Source organism: Dyella ginsengisoli, from assembly GCF_044904665.1.
GTDB lineage: Bacteria > Pseudomonadota > Gammaproteobacteria > Xanthomonadales > Rhodanobacteraceae > Dyella_A > Dyella_A ginsengisoli.
The window spans coordinates 39113-54625 of the sequence record NZ_JADIKM010000001.1; the positions used below are offsets into that span (position 1 = coordinate 39113).

General features: G+C 68.5%; 14 protein-coding genes. 4 read left to right on the plus strand and 10 right to left on the minus strand.

Annotated elements, in window-relative coordinates:
• Window positions 1-183 precede the first annotated feature (183 nt).
• Window positions 184-2634, plus strand: coding sequence for a DEAD/DEAH box helicase (locus ISP17_RS00185; protein ID WP_404629493.1), 2451 nt, complete (start codon window positions 184-186; stop codon window positions 2632-2634).
• Window positions 2631-3491 carry a ribonuclease H-like domain-containing protein gene (locus ISP17_RS00190; protein ID WP_404629494.1) on the plus strand — a complete coding sequence of 287 codons (861 nt, stop codon included), beginning with the start codon at window positions 2631-2633 and terminating at the stop codon, window positions 3489-3491. The genes ISP17_RS00185 and ISP17_RS00190 overlap by 4 nt, the downstream gene beginning before the upstream one ends.
• Window positions 3492-3729: 238 nt before the next feature.
• On the opposite strand, the gene ISP17_RS00195 is transcribed toward ISP17_RS00190, so the two are convergent.
• From ISP17_RS00195 to ISP17_RS00215, 5 genes are all read right to left on the minus strand, one after another.
• On the minus strand, window positions 3730-4659 hold the full coding sequence (locus tag ISP17_RS00195) for a hypothetical protein (RefSeq protein WP_404629495.1): 930 nt from the start codon (window positions 4657-4659) through the stop codon (window positions 3730-3732).
• Window positions 4656-5387, minus strand: coding sequence for a cupredoxin domain-containing protein (locus ISP17_RS00200; protein WP_404629496.1), 732 nt, complete (start codon window positions 5385-5387; stop codon window positions 4656-4658). Before ISP17_RS00200 ends, ISP17_RS00195 begins: the two co-directional genes overlap by 4 nt.
• Window positions 5388-5663: 276 nt before the next feature.
• The gene (locus tag ISP17_RS00205) at window positions 5664-6149 is read right to left on the minus strand and encodes a group I truncated hemoglobin (protein ID WP_404629497.1); all 486 of its coding nucleotides are present in this window, start codon (window positions 6147-6149) and stop codon (window positions 5664-5666) included.
• A gap of 28 nt (window positions 6150-6177) precedes the next feature.
• Window positions 6178-7032: a DUF3034 family protein gene (locus tag ISP17_RS00210; protein WP_404629498.1), complete on the minus strand. Its 855-nt coding sequence runs from the start codon at window positions 7030-7032 to the stop codon at window positions 6178-6180.
• Between the two features lie 137 nt (window positions 7033-7169).
• The gene (locus ISP17_RS00215; RefSeq protein ID WP_404629499.1) at window positions 7170-7556 is read right to left on the minus strand and encodes a COG4315 family predicted lipoprotein; all 387 of its coding nucleotides are present in this window, start codon (window positions 7554-7556) and stop codon (window positions 7170-7172) included.
• Between the two features lie 328 nt (window positions 7557-7884).
• Between ISP17_RS00215 and ISP17_RS00220 the strand changes: the two genes are divergently transcribed.
• Entirely contained in the window at window positions 7885-8841 is a 957-nt protein-coding gene (locus ISP17_RS00220) for a PfkB family carbohydrate kinase (protein ID WP_404629500.1), read from the plus strand.
• 95 nt (window positions 8842-8936) lie between these two features.
• Here ISP17_RS00220 and glnA read toward each other — a convergent pair whose 3' ends face one another.
• From glnA to ISP17_RS00240, 4 genes are all read right to left on the minus strand, one after another.
• A complete protein-coding gene (gene glnA / locus ISP17_RS00225) occupies window positions 8937-10346 on the minus strand; it encodes a type I glutamate--ammonia ligase (protein WP_404629501.1) in 1410 nt (469 codons plus the stop codon).
• Between the two features lie 194 nt (window positions 10347-10540).
• Window positions 10541-11836 (minus strand): ammonium transporter, encoded by a 1296-nt coding sequence (locus ISP17_RS00230; RefSeq protein ID WP_404631371.1) that lies wholly within the window; start codon window positions 11834-11836, stop codon window positions 10541-10543.
• Between the two features lie 81 nt (window positions 11837-11917).
• On the minus strand, window positions 11918-12256 hold the full coding sequence (locus ISP17_RS00235) for a P-II family nitrogen regulator (RefSeq protein WP_404629502.1): 339 nt from the start codon (window positions 12254-12256) through the stop codon (window positions 11918-11920).
• Window positions 12257-12341: 85 nt separating this feature from the next.
• Window positions 12342-13070 carry a TorF family putative porin gene (locus ISP17_RS00240; RefSeq protein ID WP_404629503.1) on the minus strand — a complete coding sequence of 243 codons (729 nt, stop codon included), beginning with the start codon at window positions 13068-13070 and terminating at the stop codon, window positions 12342-12344.
• A 639-nt stretch (window positions 13071-13709) separates the two neighbouring features.
• Here ISP17_RS00240 and ISP17_RS00245 point away from each other — a divergent pair.
• Complete coding sequence (locus ISP17_RS00245; RefSeq protein WP_404629504.1) at window positions 13710-14507, plus strand: undecaprenyl-diphosphate phosphatase; 798 nt, start codon at window positions 13710-13712, stop codon at window positions 14505-14507.
• Here ISP17_RS00245 and ISP17_RS00250 read toward each other — a convergent pair.
• Window positions 14453-15487 carry a LysR family transcriptional regulator gene (locus ISP17_RS00250; RefSeq protein WP_404629505.1) on the minus strand — a complete coding sequence of 345 codons (1035 nt, stop codon included), beginning with the start codon at window positions 15485-15487 and terminating at the stop codon, window positions 14453-14455. The genes ISP17_RS00245 and ISP17_RS00250 overlap by 55 nt on opposite strands.
• Window positions 15488-15513 lie beyond the last annotated feature (26 nt).

Here is a 15513-nt window from a genome sequence, read left to right on the forward strand (position 1 = left end):
GGTTGCGTTCGTGAGCGCGAGGCGGGCCTCGCTTGTTGCTGATCCTGTTCGTCCCGCAATGTCGAGCGCGGGCCACCGAGCTGTCAACAATGAGCGCCGGAGCTTCCTTGCTGACGGTTCTCCCGCTCCGATGCGTCCCGGCGAGACGTCTCACGCGGTGAGATTCGTCACCGCTCTACTGCGATGCCCGCCTATGCGAGCCACGCCATGAACGCCCTGATCGATCCGGCCCACCGCGCCGACGAGGCTGCCGCCGATGAACTGGTGCTGCGCGGTCCCGCCGACGGCGGCGCGCTGGCGGCGCGCCTGGCCAAACGCTACGCGGGCCGGGTGACCGGCTCGTTCGTGGTGCCGGGGCGCGAAGGCACTTACGAGCCGCTGCCGAAGGATCTGCCGCCGGCGCTGGCGAACGCGCTGCGCGCCCGAGGCATCACCCAGCTCTACAGGCACCAGGGCGAGGCGTGGGCGGCGGCGCAGGCGGGGGCGCACGTGGCGGTGGTGACACCGACGGCGTCGGGCAAGTCGCTGTGCTACACGCTGCCGGTGGTGGCCGCGGCGATGCAAGGCCAGGCCAAGGCGCTGTACCTGTTTCCCACCAAGGCGCTAGCGCAGGACCAGGTGGCCGAGCTGCTGGAGCTCAACCGTGCCGGCGAGCTGGGGGTGAAGGCGTTCACCTTCGACGGCGACACGCCGGGCGACGCGCGGCAGGCGATCCGCCTGCACGGCGACATCGTGGTGAGCAATCCGGACATGCTGCACCAGGCGATCCTGCCGCATCACACCAAATGGGCGCAGTTCTTCGAGAACCTGCGCTACGTGGTGATCGACGAGGTGCACAGCTACCGCGGCGTGTTCGGCTCGCACGTGGCCAACGTGATCCGCCGGCTCAAGCGGATCTGCGCGTTCTACGGCGTGCGCCCGCAGTTCATCCTGTGCTCGGCGACCATCGGCAACCCGCAGCAGCACGCCGAGGCGCTGATCGAGGCGCCGGTGCATGCGATCACCGAATCGGGCGCGCCATCGGGCGACCGCCACGTGCTGCTGTGGAATCCGCCGGTGGTGAACCCTGATCTGGGCCTGCGCGCCTCGGCGCGTTCGCAGAGCAACCGCATTGCGCGGTTGGCGATCAAGGCGGGGCTGAAGACGCTGGTTTTCGCGCAGAGCCGCAGCATGGTGGAGGTGCTCACCAAGTATCTGAAGGACGTGTTCGACCACGATCCGCGCAAGCCGCCGCGCATCCGCGCCTACCGCGGCGGCTACCTGCCGACCGAGCGACGCGAGGCCGAGCGGGCGATGCGCACGGGCAGCATCGACGGCATCGTCAGCACCTCCGCGCTGGAGCTGGGCGTGGACATCGGCGCACTGGATGCCGTGGTGCTCAACGGCTACCCCGGCTCGGTGGCGGCGACCTGGCAGCGCTTCGGCCGCGCCGGTCGTCGGCAGCAATCCGCGCTGGGCGTGCTGGTGGCCAGTTCCGATCCGCTGGATCAATATCTGGTGCGCCATCCGGAATTCTTCCAGGGCGCGCCGCCGGAGCATGCGCGCATCGCGCCGGACCAGCCGCTGATCCTGCTTGACCACATCCGCTGCGCCGCGTTCGAGCTGGCGTTCGTCGGCCACGAAGTGTTCGGCAACGAGGTTTCCACGCCGTGGCTGGAGGTGCTGGGCGAGGAAGGCGTGCTGCACCGCGAGGGCGATCGCTGGGAATGGATCGCTGACAGCTACCCCGCCAACGCGGTGTCGCTGCGCTCGGTGGCCGACGGCAACTTCGTGGTGGTGGACCGCACCGGCGGACGCCAGACCATCCTCGCCGAGGTGGACTATTCCGCCGCCGCGCTCACCCTGTACGAAGGCGCGATCCACATGATCCAGGCCACGCCCTACCAGGTGGAGCGGCTGGACTGGGACGGCCGCAAGGCCTACGTCACGCGCACCCACGTCGACTACTACACCGACGCCATCGACTACACCAAGCTCAAGGTGCTGGACGCCTTCGGCAGCGCGCCGGCCGGCCGCGGCCAGGCGCACCACGGCGAGGTGCACGTGGTGCGCCGCGTGGCCGGCTACAAGAAGATCCGCTACTACACGCACGAGAACATCGGCTACGGCCCGGTGAACCTGCCCGACCAGGAGCTGCACACCACTGCGGTGTGGTGGCAGCTCACCCAGCGCGCGCTGGAGCAGGCGCTCGACCAGCGCCAGCAGGCGCTGGATGGCTTTCTCGGTGCGGCGTACGCGCTGCACATCGTCGCCACCGTGGCGGTGATGGCCGAAGCGCGCGACCTGCAGAAGTCCGTCGGCAGCGGCGACGGCGCGTGGTTCGTCAGCAGCGACGCCAGCGGCCGCGGCCAGCTGCGCGGCGCCGACGGCCAGCCCACCGCGCTCAGCCCCGATGCGCCCTTCACGCCCACGGTCTATCTGTACGACGCGTTCCCCGGCGGCGTGGGGCTGAGCGCGCCGCTGTTCGAGCGGCGCGAGGATCTGGTGGCGCTGGCGCAGTCGCTGGTGGAGCGTTGCGACTGCAGCCACGGCTGTCCCGCATGCGTGGGGCCGATCCTCGCCGCCGACGAGTCGGCCGCCCACTCGCCCAAGGCGCTGGCGGCGCGCGTGCTCGCCCTGCTGGCCAGCCTGTGAGCGCGCTGCGCGACCGCCTGCGCGGGCTACGCGCGCAGGCCGGCTTGCCTACGCCCGCTGCCGCGGCGCCGCCGGCGATGCGAAGCGCCGAGGAGCTGCGCCAGTTGCTGGGCGTGCGCGTGCGTGCGTCAGCGCGATCCGCGCCCTTCCCCGCGCGCGACCGCGCGCTGTTTGGCGAAGAGATCGCGCCGGGCCTGCGCTACACCGAAGAGCACGCCGAGTGGCCCGAACCGCCCGCGCCCATTGACACCCGCTTCGCCCGCCGCGAGGACACCATCGACCCGGCGCGCCTGCTGCACTTCGACACCGAGACCACCGGCCTGGCCGGCGGCACCGGCACCCGCGCCTTCATGATCGGCGCGGCCGACTGGCACGGCGGCGGGCTGCGCCTGCGCCAGCTCACCATCACCACGATGGCCGCCGAGCCGGCGATGCTGCGCACCTTCGCCCACTGGCTCGACCCGCAGCGCGTGCTCGTGAGCTACAACGGCAAGTGCTACGACGCGCCGCTACTGGCCACGCGCTACCGCCTCGCCCGGCTGGCCAATCCGCTGGCCGGGCTCGACCACCTGGACCTGCTGCATCCGGTGCGCCGCCACTGGAAAGGCCAGTGGGAAAACTGCCGCCTCGCCACGGCCGAACTCCAGCTGCTGGGCGTGCTGCGCGAAGACGACCTGCCCGGATCGGAAGCGCCGGCCGCATGGCTCACCTACCTGCGCGGCGGCCCGGCGACCAACCTGCGCCGCGTCGCCGCGCACAACGCGCAGGATCTGAAGAGCCTGGCCGGCGTGCTGCTGCGGCTGTCGGCGCTGGGCGCTGACTCATGCGCCATGGCGAACAAGGACCGGGAATCCTGAGGCCGTCATTTCCGCGGCTGTCAACAGGCGAGCGCCAGATCATTCATTGCTTCATGAAGCCAATGGATCCCCGCTTTCGCGGGGATGACGAGCAGAAATGGTTCTCCGTTTGACCAGACGTTCTCCTGTCGATAACGCTGCGGGGATGACGAGCAAAAAGAGCAGCGGACTGTTCGCTAGAAAGATCTCATCTTGTTGAATGTATTGTTGCCAGGCGCTCAGTCGATCGCCTGATCCTTTACCGGGGACGGTGCCGGCGGCCCAGCACGCTGGCCAGCAGGGCGAGCAGGGCGAGCAACGCGATGACGCCGTAGAGCAGCGTTTCGCCGCGCGCCGCTGCGCCGTCCGGGCGGTCGCTGCCCAGCAGGAAAACCAGCGCCCGACCGCCCGACGCGTCGACCGGCAGCACCCAGCCCGGCTGCTCGCGATCGGTGCCCGGCACGCCGAGCGCGCGGCCGTTCGGCGGCAGCGCGTCATTCGGCGGCAGCGTGCCGGCCAGCTCGGGCAGCGACTGCACCGCCCATCCCGGCAGCGTGTGCTGCGTGGCCATCACGAAGCCGGCGCCGCCGGACACCACCACGGCGGCGGGCACGCCGGTGTGGCGCGCCACGAGGGCCGGATACGACTCGCCGACCGTCTGCACCGCCACCAGCGCGCCCTGCACGATGCCGCCGCGCAGCAGCGGGTGCACGCTGACCCACAGCAGCTTGCCGTCGAACACCCACGCGCCCTGGCTGGGCTTGCCCGAGGCCAGCGCGGTGGTGACCAGCGGATCGCGCTGGATCGAGGCCTTGTCCTTCAGCAGCACGCCGTCGAGCGCGGCGGGCATACCCTGCGCGTCGAGCACCATCGCCACGTCGTAACCGTGCCGGCGTGCGTTGAGCAGGTCGCTGATCGAGGCGCGGTCGATGCCGCCGCCCAGAGCCGCATTGGGCTGCAGCGACTGCACCACGTAGTCGACGAAGGCCGGATCCTGCGCCAGCGCCTCGGCGTGCAGCGAGAGCACCTGCAGCGCCGCGGCCTGCGCATCGTGCGCCACGGTCACGGCCCGTTGCATCCGCTCCATGGACTGCGCCTGTGCAGTCTGCGCTGCCTGCCAGTGCACGGCGTATGCGGCGCCTGCGGCCAGTAACACGATCAACAACGGCCGCACGATGCGCGTGATCACGGCGCGCTCCCCACGTCGATCTCGGTAAGCACGCGCGGACGCACCGCCTGCACGCTGACGCTCACCTCGCCGCTGGCCGGCAGCGTGATCGCCTTGACGCCCAGCGCGCCGCGCGGGTTCCAGAAGTAGAGTTTGCCCGCGCCGGCGGGCAGCCCGCGAAGCACGAAGCGGCCGTCCGCGCCGACCTTGGCCGCATAGGCGCTGGGCACCACCAGCACGTCGGTCTCCATCGAGCGGTGCACGTTGCAGCTCACCAGCACCACGCCGGCGCGGTTGAGCACCCGGTCGGCGCTCTGCCCCGGCGCCTGGTAGCCGAGATCGAAGCTGCTGCCCGGCGTTACCGAAAACACGTTGTGGCGCACCTCGTCCTGGTTGACGAAGCGCACCGTGCTGCCGATCGGCACCGCCATCGCCGCCGGTTTGAAGTCGCGATTGAGCGTGTAGATGTTGAAGCGCCCCGCGCGCGGACGCGGCGCACCGGACGCGGGCACGTAGTACACGACGCTGTCGACCAGCTCGCCCGGCACCAGCGCCTGGCCGCGGCCCGCAGTGAGGGTGAGGCGACCGCGCAACTCCAGCGCGGCGTCGCTCGCGGCGGCAGCGGGGTTGGGCGACAGCACGGCGGTCTTTGACGGCGCGCGCGCGGCGACCGCAACCGGCTTGCGCGTCTCGGGCGGTGCCGCAGGCTCGGGAAGTGACGGCGCCGCCGCCGCCGGAACGGTCGCCACGGTGGGCGCAGCGGCAGCAGTCGGAGCGGCGTGAGGCGCAGCGGACGGTGCGGGCGACGGCGTAGTCGCCCGTGACTCAGGCGTTTGCACCGTTGGAACCGGCGGCGGCGCGACCGGCGCGCGTACCGGGGCGCACGCAGCGAGGGCCGCGAGCGCACCCAGCAGGCACGAGCGATGAAAGTTCATGAGTTGTCCCCTGTTCCTGCGCCCGCAGGCGCCTTGAAAACCATGCATCGCGGACGAGGTACGAACGCCGCGTCCGCGATGCGCAGTGCGTTACTTGGTGACCACTTCGCGATGCATCGGCGCGAGCTTGCCGAGCAGCTTGTTCTGCGAGCGGAACGGAATGTTGTGCTTGTTCATCGCCAGCTGCAGGTCTTCCACCAGCGCGTAGAAGCCGGCGCGGTCGATGCCGAGGTTGCGATGCGCCTGCACCATGTCCTTGCCGGTGTAGGTGCACGGACCGTCCAGGATCACGCAGAACTGGTCGACCAGTTCGGCCTTGATGTGCGCCTGGTCGGCGTTCTCGAAGTACGGGCGGGTGCGCGCATCGGCCAGCAGGTTGGTCATGAAGTCGTCCATCAGGCTGACCAGCCCGGCCTTGCCGCCGAAGTCGTCGAACACCGGCTTGAGCGAAGCGTCGCGCGGGGCCGGGTTGGGCGCGCCGGTGGGCGTGGTCATCGCATCCTGGGCGAATGCGGCGGAGCTGGCGGACATCAGGCCCAGGCCCAGCGCCAGCAGGTAGTGAGTCATTTTCGACATGGTGTGATCCTCGATCCGAAAGGGATGATCAGAAGCCGACCTGCACCGAGGCGTAGAGGCCGCGCTGCTTGTCCTTGATGACGATGTTGCCGAGGTCGGCGTAGGCCACCGTCAGCGACACGTGCTTGGTCGGCGCCCAGGCGATGAACAGATCGGCCCAGTCGTCTTCCTTGGCGATGCCGAGGTTGTTCGGCTTCTGCCGGTACTCCGCGCCGATCGCCACGTTGCGGCTGAGCAGGTAGGCCACCGAGCCCTCGAACATCGGCTGGTAGCTGTTGCGCTTGTCGCCGCCGAAACCGAGGATGCCGGTCTGGTTGGCCTTGGTGAGGCGTACCGTGGCGTTGAGCAGCACGCTCTGCGAAAGAATCAGCTTGGTGGCGCTGATGTAGTAGTCGGTGCCCTGCGAGCGCTTGGCGCCGACGAATTTCACCACCGCGTCCTGATCGTTCTTCTTGTACTGCGCACCGATCGACACCTGCGGCAGCCAGCTGTCCTGCTCGAGCACGGCGTCGCCGAACAGGCGCACCTTCACGCCCACCACGGTCTGCTTGAAGGTGAAGCCGCGGCCCAGGCCCAGCGCGGCACCCACGTCCTCGGTGTTGAAGCGCTGCTGCGCCACCGACAGCTCGACGCGATCGTAGAAACCGACCGCCGCGCCGACGTCGTTGAGGTGGTAGTCCTGCACGTTGACGCGGGTGGCGAACGCGGTGGCGCCGATCTCGTCACGCGTGCCGTAGCCGGCGATCACTGCCCACGGCGTGAGGCCGCCACCGGCCGCGCCTTCGATCTGCGACACGCCGCCGGTGAGCAGCAATCGGTTGCTGGTGGTCGGCGCGTCGGCCGCGGCCACCAGGGTCGAACTCAATCCCAGGGCAACACTCATCCCTCCGAGCAGCATGGCCCGGAACCTACGTTGGCTGAACATGGAACACTCCCTCTTTGGGTGACGCCTTGCGCGTCAGTGCATGAGTAGTACGCGGGGTTCGGACGTCCGGATGCACGGACGTCCGAAAAGCTTGATCAGGGTGCGATGCGCGCGACGTGCCAGCGGCCGTTGACGCCATCACCGCTGGCCTGGCCGGGAGTGACGTCGGCGACGTAGCCGTACAGCGGATGGCCGTGCACCGCCCACTGGCGGCTGCCGTCCTCGCGCGCGGCCAGATCGAGCGGTTCGTGGGCCACTGCGCCGGCGGTGGCCATCGCCGGCGGCCACACCTTGGCGCACGGACCGCTGCATACGCTGCGGCCAGGCGCATCCGGATCGTAGGTATACAAGGTCATGCCGGCTGCATCGTGCAGGATGCCCTGCGCGTCGGCGACCGGGACCGACTGCGCGTGCATGAGTGGGCTGGCCAATGCCAGGGCGAGGCCCATGCAAAGGCCGGGCAGATAGCGATGGGGCGTCATGCTGCGTGCTCCTTCCAGACAGGCCGATTGCCTGCGTGGATCGCTACGGGCTGCGGCGGCGCGGGGATGCGGCGACGTTCACGCGCAGTGCCTAGCGCGTGACGTGCCGCGCATTCCGCGTGCCGGCGACAGGGGGATGGCAACCGCGGACCGCCGCGTCATGATCCTGCCGTTGCTTGCCGAGGCGCGCTGCTGCCGCAAGATGCGACGCGACAACAGCAGTGCCGCGTGCATCCTTCGCGATCCGTCACCGCGAGCGCGACGAATCCTCCCCGCGCGCTTGCACCGTTTGCGACACTGTGTCGATTCCACTGACGGAGTGAGCGAGATGAGCGAGGCGCGCGTGATCGTGTTTGGCGAAGCCCTGGTGGATGCGTTTACCGACGGCCCCGTGCCCGGTGGCGCGCCGTTCAACGTGGCCTGCCATCTCGCCGCGCTCGGTTTGTCTCCGCTGATGCTCACGCGGCTGGGCGATGACGATGCCGGCCGTGCGCTGCGTGCGGCGGCTGGCCGCAGCGGGTTGTCGCTGCAGTACGCCCAGATGGACGCGCGGACCGCCCGCGTGCTGGTGCACGAACGCGATGGCGGCCACGCGTTCGAGATTCCACCGGATCAGGCCTTCGACCGCATCGACGCGGTGCAGGCCGTCGCCGCCGTGCGGGCGCTCGGCGCGGACACGCCGTGGCTGTACTTCGGCACGTTGGCGCTGCGTTCGCCGGTGTCGCGCGCAGCGCTGACGGCGGTGCGCCAGGCCACGCCGCATCGCGCCTTCGTCGACCTCAACTGGCGCGAGGCCGGGCCTTCGCCCGAGGTGATCCTCGAGCTGCTGCACGACGTGCACGTGCTCAAGCTCAGCGACACGGAATTGGCGCAGCTGCTCGACTGGCTCGGCCTCGCACCGATGCACGGCGTGCCCACGCTCGACGATGCGCACGCCTCGATGGCCGCCCTGTGCGCGCGCACCGGCGCACGCCACGTGCTGGTCAGCCACGGCGCCGACGGCGCGGCCGCGTGGAGCGCCGACGGCCGCTGCGTGGCGCGGGTCGCTGCCCCGCCGTTGCCGCAGCTGGTCGACACGGTGGGCGCCGGGGACGCCTTCAGCGCGATGATGCTGGCCGGACTCGCGCTGGGTCATCCGCTGGCATGCATGGTCGGCCAGTCGGTGGCCTTCGCCAGCCAGAGCTGCGGCTGGCGTGGCGCCCTGCCCGTCGATGGCGCGTTGTACCTGCCCTGGCGCAAGGCGCTGGAGCAAGCCGTGGCGACGGCGATCCCCCGAGGTCGCTGACGTTCCAGCGCGGGCGTGCGTGACGCGCGCTCCTCGTCCACGAAAAAGGGGAGCCTTGCGGCTCCCTTTTTGTTTGCAGCGGATCGGACCGAACGTCAGATCGCGTAGTACATCTGGAACTCCAGCGGGTGGGTGCTGGCGCGGTAGCGGGTAACTTCCTGCATCTTCAGCTCGATGTAGGCATCGATGAAGTCGTCGGTGAACACGCCACCGGCCTTGAGGAACTCGCGATCCTTGTCCAGCGCCTCGAGCGCGCCATCGAGGCTGGAGCACACCTGCGGGATGTTCTTCTCCTCTTCCGGCGGCAGGTCGTACAGGTCCTTGTCCGACGGCGCGCCCGGGTCGATCTTGTTGATGATGCCGTCCAGGCCGGCCATCATCAGTGCAGTGAAGGTGAGGTAGCCCGACTGCAGCGGATCGGGGAAGCGCACCTCGATGCGGCGACCCTTGGGGCTCGACACGTACGGAATGCGGCAGCTCGCCGAGCGGTTGCGCGCCGAGTAGGCCAGCATCACCGGCGCCTCGAAGCCCGGCACCAGGCGCTTGTAGCTGTTGGTGCCGGAGTTGGCGAACGCGTTGATCGCCTTGGCGTGCTTGAAGATGCCGCCGATGTACCACAGCGCGGTCTGGCTCAGGCCGCCGTAGAGATCGCCCGCGAACAGGTTCTCGCCACCCTTGGACAGCGACTGGTGCACGTGCATGCCGCTGCCGTTGTCGCCGACGATCGGCTTGGGCATGAAGGTGACGGTCTTGCCGTTCTGGTGGGCGACGTTCTTCACCACGTACTTCATGGTGATCAGCTCGTCGGCCTTCTTCACCAGCGTGTTGAACTTGACGCCGATCTCGCACTGGCCGGCGTTGGCCACTTCGTGGTGGTGCACTTCGACCACCTGGCCGAGCGACTCCAGCACCTTGCACATGTCCGCGCGCAGGTCGCCCAGCGTGTCGACCGGGCTGACCGGGAAGTAGCCGCCCTTCACGCCCGGACGGTGGCCGGTGTTGTCACCGTCGTACTTGTAGCGCGAGCTCCAGGCCGCCTCTTCGGAGGCGATCTCGTAGAACACGCGGCCCATGTCGTTCTGCCAGCGCACCGAGTCGAAGATGAAGAACTCCGGCTCCGGGCCGAAGAACGCGGTGTCGGCGATGCCGGTGGACTTCAGGAACGCCTCGCCGCGCTTGGCGATCGAGCGCGGGTCGCGGCCGTAGGCCTGCATCGTCGACGGCTCCAGCACGTCGCAGTGGAGCACCATCTGCGTGTGCGAGCTGAACGGGTCGAGGTAGGCGGTATCCGGATCGGGCATCAGCACCATGTCCGACTCGTTGATGCCCTTCCAGCCCGAGATCGACGAGCCGTCGAACATCTTGCCGTCTTCGAAGGTGCTCTCGTCGATGGCGTGGACGGGGAAGGTGACGTGATGCTGCTTGCCCAGCATGTCGACGAAGCGGAGGTCGACGAACTCGACGTCATGCTCCTGGATCAGGTCAAGCACTTTGGCAACGGACATGGAAAAACCTCGGGTGGGATTGGCTGATCGGTTTTAGCAAGCGCCATGCCACGGCGGCGGACGGCGCTAGAGCGGCCTGGAACAAGGACAGACGGCGCCTTGCCGGGCGCCATCCGCATCATACATGGGCAAGAAAGTGCACGCGTTGCACCAAAAAAGAGCATGCCCGCCTCGGGGCGACGGGCATGCCGAGCTCAGCTTTCGTACGCGCTCTCGCCGTGCGAGGTGATGTCCAGGCCCTCGCGCTCGGCCTCGGCCGGCACCCGCAGCCCGAAGATCAGCTTCACGACCAGATACACGATCACCGAGACCACGCCGCTCCACGCCAGCGTGATGCCGACCCCCAGCGCCTGCACGCCCAGCTGCTGGACGATGGTGCTGTTGCCACTGCCGAATCCGGTACCGCCGAGCGCCGGTGCGCTGAACACGCCGGTAAGCAGGGCGCCGAGGATGCCGCCGATGCCGTGCACGCCGAACACGTCCAGCGCATCGTCCGCGCGCAGCAGCTTCTTCAACCCGGTGACGCCCCACACGCAGGCCACGCTGGCCAGCGCGCCGATCACCAGCGAACCCATCGGACCCACCGTGCCGCACGCCGGGGTGATCGCCACCAGTCCGGCCACCGCGCCGGAGGCACCACCCACCATCGAGGGCTTGCCCTTGGTCACCGCCTCCAGCAGCAGCCACGCCAGCACCGCCGCAGCGGTGGCCAGCAGGGTATTGATGAAGGCCAGGCCCGCGCCCGCGTTCGCCTCGAGGTTGGAGCCGGCGTTGAAGCCGAACCAGCCCACCCACAGGATTGCCGCACCGATCATGGTGAAGGTGACGTTGTGCGGCTTCATCGACTCGCGGCCCAGGCCCAGGCGCGGGCCGACCATGTACGCACCGACCAGGCCGGCGATACCTGCGTTGATGTGCACCACCGTGCCGCCGGCGAAGTCCAGCGCGCCCTTGGCGAACAAAAAGCCGTCCGGCCCATACCAGACCATGTGCGCGATCGGCAGATAGGCAAAGGTGAACCACAGGGCAGTGAAGGCGAGCACGGCGCGAAAGCGCATGCGCTCGGCGAACGAGCCCACGATCAGCGCACCGGTGATGCCGGCGAAGGTGGACTGGAACACCACGAACACGTATTCGGGCAGTGACACGCCGGCGGTGAAGGTGGCCGCCAGGCTGTCCTTGGTGACGCCCTTCAAGAACAGTTTGTCCAGGTTGCCGATGAAGGCGTTGCCGCCGTTGAACGCCAGGCTGTAGCCGTAGATCACCCACAGCACCAGGATCATCGAGAACACCGTCATCACCTGCATCAGCACCGACAGCACGTTCTTCGAACGCACCAGGCCGCCGTAGAACAGGGCCAGGCCGGGCACCGTCATCAGCAGCACCAGCAGGGTGGAGGTGAGCATCCAGGCCACGTCGCCCTTGTCCACCACTGGCGCGGCGTCGGCCGCATGGGAGGCCGGCGACAGCGCCATCAGGCACAGCAACATCAGGGTCAGCACCCACGCGGGCAGCGCGCGCGCGGAGCGGGAAAGCACGATCTCTTTCATGGAAAAACCTCGCGGGCGGAGTCAGAGGGCGTCGGCGTCGAGTTCGCCGGTGCGGATGCGGATGACCTGGTCGACCGGGCTGACGAAGATCTTGCCGTCGCCCACGCTGCCGGTCTTGGCGGACTGCTGGATCGCTTCCAGCACGCCGTCGAGCTGGTCATCCGTGACGACCACTTCCACTTTCAGCTTGGGCAGGAAGTCCACCACGTACTCCGCGCCGCGATACAGCTCGGTGTGGCCCTTCTGCCGGCCGAAGCCGCGCACCTCGCTTACCGTGATGCCGCTGACGCCCGCTGCGGCGAGCGCATCGCGCACCTCGTCGAGCTTGTACGGCCGGATGATGCAACTGATCAATTTCATGCCTGTCTCCCCTTCATGCTGGTTTCCCCGTCATGCCTGTCTCGACGCGGGCGGTGGCACCACGGCCACCCCCGCGCGATGTCCATCAGAACGCCTTGCTGAGCGTGAGAATGCCGGTGGCGCGCCCGATGTAATGGCCGTCGGCGTTGGTGTAGACGCTGCGCGAGGCATTGGTGTCGTAGTAGCCCAGCGACACCGAGTAGCCGTGGTCGAAGGCCTTGGTCACACCCACCTTCCAGTCGCTGTAGGAGGCCCCCGCGACGTGCTTGACGTGCTGGTGGCCGACGTGGGTGTTGAGCGTCCAGCCCGGGCTGAACTCCACGTTGTAGGAGAGATCGACGTAGCCGGAGTGCTTGCTGTCGTAGAAGCCGAACAGGTTGGTGAACGCATGCGAGTACTTCAGCGTCACCCCCTTGTAGCCCAGCGAGCCGTAGACCTCGGTGGTGTACGGCCGGGTGAAGCCCGCCGGATAGCTGCCCGGGTAGTAGTACTCGTAGATGCCGACGTCGTAGCTGACACCGCTGCCGAAGCTGCCGCGGTAGCCGGTGTAGAAATCCAGCTCCACGCTGGAGGAGATATGCGCCGCATCGGTGGAGGCATCGGACAGCCAGCTGATGTTGCTGCCCCATGCGCCGACGTACCAGCCGCTGGCGTGGTCGTATTCGATGCCCGGCTGCACCGCCGGTTTCCAGTTGGTCTGCGACAGGCCCCGAAACAGGTAGTCGTTGACCACCGCCACGCTGCCGACCACCGCGCTGGCCGGCGCATCGTCCGCCATTGCCTGAGTAGCCGCACTGCCCACCAGCACGGCCATGCCACACACCATTCCCCGCATGCATCGTTTCATCACAACCCTCCCGCGCCAGAATGAACGTGCCACGTATGGACGTCTGGACGTCCATTCATGACACGCGTGAATCAAGCGATCACCCGCGCCGGCATGGGCGCAGCCGGGTCCGTCATCGCCGCGCCGGAGCGCGCGATGGACATGCGGGTGTGAAGCGGTGGAGCCGACCGCGAGCGACCGACGCAGAGGAGGCGGACCGCGCGCAAGGCGGGTCGCATGGCAAGGCCGGGCGACGGAGGGAAGGAACCACGGTGGCTCGCGGTGCCGCGCGCCTGCCTGGGCCTGATCCCCCGATCAGTCGATCCGCCGGTGCCACGGGCGCGAGATGGACGCTGCCGCGAAGCGCGGATCGAAATCCTTGCCGCACTTCGATCCTGCCTTATGCATTGTTGCGTTGCAATATGGTGACGCGCACGTGCTTATCACATTTCGTTACATGTGCACCGCGTCGCAACATGACTGTGCGGGGGAGCGGGCCGACCGCAGGGTGGCGGCAAAAAGTCCCAGCACCGCCCCGACCCCGCCGCCTTTCCCCAGCGCCAGCCCGTATGCTGTCGCCCCTTCCGGCGACCGCGGTGGTCGCGCTCACCCCAGGGTCTGCATCACGTGATCGATCTGCTCCGCGTCATCCTGCTCGGCATCATCGAGGGCATCACCGAGTTCCTTCCGATCTCCAGCACCGGCCACCTGTTGATTGCCGAAAAGCTCGGCCTCGGTGTGCGCTCGGACCTGTTCAATGTGGGCATCCAGGCCGGCGCGATCCTCGCCGTCACGCTGATCTACTGGAAGCGCATCTGGCAGCTGCTTACCCAGTGGCGCGATCCGGCCAGCCGCGACTACCTGGCCAAGCTGGTGGTGGCCTTCCTGATCACCGCGGTGCTGGGGCTGATCGCGGTGAAGATGGGCTTCAAGCTGCCCGAGACGGTGACCCCGGTGGCGTGGGCGCTGGTGATCGGCGGCGTGTGGATGCTCGGCGCCGAGCAGCTGGCCGCACTGCGCCCGCCGCGCACCGCGATCACCTGGCCGGTGGCGATCCTGGTCGGCATCGCGCAGATGGTGGCCGGCATCTTCCCCGGCACCTCGCGCTCGTCGGCCACCATCTTCACCGCCCTGCTCGCCGGTACCGGCGATCGCGCCGCGGCGACCGAGTTCGCCTTCCTGGTCGGCATCCCCACCATGTATGCGGCCACCGGCTACGAGCTGTTGAAGGTGCTCAAGAACGGCGGCGCAGCGCACGAGGACTGGACCGCGCTCGGCGTCGGCTTCGTGGTGTCGGCGGTGGTCGCCTTCGCGGCGGTGAAGTGGCTGCTCGGCTACATCCGCAGCCATCGCTTCACCGCCTTCTCGATCTATCGCATCGCGCTGGGCATCGCCTTGCTGGTGCTGATGCCGGCGGGCGGCTGAGCCACGGCAACCGGCCCGTCAAGCCCGTGGCGCGACGGCTCGATCGGCGCCACCACCGGTATCGACGGACGCTTTAGCACGTCCGGTTCGTTCAACGCATCGAACAACTCGCGCACCCAGCCGATGAAGGCGCGCACGCGCGCCGACAGGTGGCGCTTCTGCGGGTAGACGATCCACACCGGCTTGCCGGTGGAGCGCACGTCGGTCATCACCAGCTGCAGCAGGCCCTTGCTCAACAGGCACGAGGCCAGCAGGTGCGGCGCCTGGGTGATGCCCAGCCCCTCGCTCACCGCTTGGATCACCGACCCGCCGTCGTTAATCAGCAGGTGCGCGTCGACGTCCACCTCGATCTGCCCGCCGGGCACGTCGAACTGCCACTGCCGCGGCTTGCCGTTGGGGTAGACGTAGTTGATGCAGCGATGGCGCTTGAGATCGTCGATGCCGGTGGGTGCGCCGTGGCGCTCGAGGTATTCCGGCGAGGCGAGCACCACGTTGCGCAGGTAGCCGATCTTGTGCGCGATGTGGCTGGAATCCTCCAGCTGGCCGACGCGGATCGCGCAGTCGATGCCCTCGCCGTTGAGGTCGCCGGGCTGGTCGCTCATCAGCAGCTCCAGCCGGATACCCGGATAGCGCTTCTCGAATTCGGCCAGGCGCGGAATCAGCGCGGCGCGTCCCACCCCGAGCGACAACCCCACCCGCAACTTGCCCACCGGCTCGCGACTGGCCTCGCCCAGCGCTTCGGTCGCCTCGTTGAGATCGGCCAGGATTTCCTTGCAGCGGGCGTGGAAGGCGGCGCCGTCCTCGGTCAGCCGCAGCGAACGGGTGGAACGGAACAGCAGGCGCGCCCCGAGCCGGGATTCCAGTCGTGAAACGGCCCGACTGACCCCTGACGGGGTCATGCCCAGCTGCACGGCGGCGGCGGCGAAGCTGTTCGCCTCCACCACGCGAACGAAGACGGAAATGGCGGAAAAGTCTTCCATAGGGGCGTTCCTCGGGCGATTGGTGA